The following is a 1432-nucleotide window of genomic DNA, read 5'->3' on the forward strand; positions in this document are numbered from 1 at the left end:
TCCTTGCGAAACGGAGCAAGGACGAGCACCCAGTCCAGCTCGCTATCGACCGGGACGTCATTCATTTCGGGTCCGGGAGAGGATTGTAAGCGACGACGCTGACGCCTCCGCTTTCTATGATCAGCTCACGGATATTGAGATCGTGGGGACCGTGACGCTTCTTGACCACGGTGATGTTTCGGCGAAGGCGCCCTTCGTGCTCCATGATGCGCAGCAGGAGTACGGTATCACCAAGGAAACTCACATCCACATCGATGCCGACATTTTGGCCGATCAATCCATGCTGAGCAACAATCAGCATCGTCAGGACACCCGAGCGGGCGAGGTACTTAAGCAGCGACTGGATGTCGCGAACCGCCTTTTCGCGGTGCGGCAAGGAGTTCAGGTAGCCTGTCAGACTGTCGATGACCACGACCCGTGACTTGTTTTGCGTGACGGCGTCCTGAACAATCTGGCCGAACTCGCCAGGGGAGATTTCGTTGGGATTGAAGTCCCGCAGGACGAGTTTGCCATCCTTGTGGAATTGCCTGAGTTCCATCCCCAAGCCTTCAGAACGACGGAAGAAGGTTTCCAACCGCTCCTCGAACAGGAAGAGCGCCACGCTCTCACCCCGTTCGAGAGCCGCAGTGGCATAGAGGGACGACATGGTCGATTTACCAGTACCTGACTGTCCAATGACCAGCGTCGTGGTCCCGGCCTCCTGGCCACCGCCGAACATCTCGTCGAGCTCGGCGACACCGGACTTGATCAACTGCGGCTTGGCCGTTTCTACGGCGGCGCCGGACATGATACGCGGAAAAACGACGACCCCCTGCCCCTCGCGGATCGCCATATCGTGATAACCATCAGCGATCGGCACGCCGCGCATCTTGGAGACTTCTATTCGGCGACGCACGCCACCATATTCCTCAAGCGACTTGTCAAAGCGGATAACGCCGTGGGCGAGCCCCTCGACTTCCTCGCCGCTACGGTCATAGCCGGGGGTCTGGGTATCGAGCAACAGCGCGACGACGTTCCGCTTCGCAAGGAAAGATTTGAAGCCGATCAGTTCTCGGCGAAAGCGTGGACTATCACCTGTAATCAGCCGGATTTCGAGGAGTGAATCATAGACAAGGCGACGAGGCTTGTGCTCCTCGATCGCCGCTTCGATCGCTTTTCTTGTCTCGTCCAGGCGCAGATCCGCGGTCAGGAATATACTCTGGTCGTCGGCCTCGTTCACCGTGCCTGAGGTTGACAGCTCTTCGACCCGGATACCATCAAGCGTCCAGCCGTGCGACACTGCGATGGCCTCGAGCTCTGCAGCCGTTTGAGAAAGCGTCACATAGATGCAGCTCTCCCCAGCCTCGACACCTGCGCGCAAAAACTGCAACGCGGCAGTGGTCTTGCCCGATCCCGGCGCCCCCTGAAGCATGTAAAGATTTGATGCAGGAAG

At 58.4% G+C, this 1432-nt stretch carries 1 protein-coding gene; it reads right to left on the reverse strand.

Annotated features, from left to right (window positions below):
- Nucleotides 1-61: 61 nt before the first annotated feature.
- Nucleotides 62-1432: ATPase domain-containing protein (locus tag AAIH70_RS30940; protein ID WP_430038177.1), on the reverse strand; the 1371-nt coding region annotated here is incomplete at its 5' end.

The sequence above is a fragment of the Neorhizobium sp. BT27B genome (assembly GCF_050455485.1).
In the GTDB taxonomy this organism is placed as follows: domain Bacteria; phylum Pseudomonadota; class Alphaproteobacteria; order Rhizobiales; family Rhizobiaceae; genus Neorhizobium.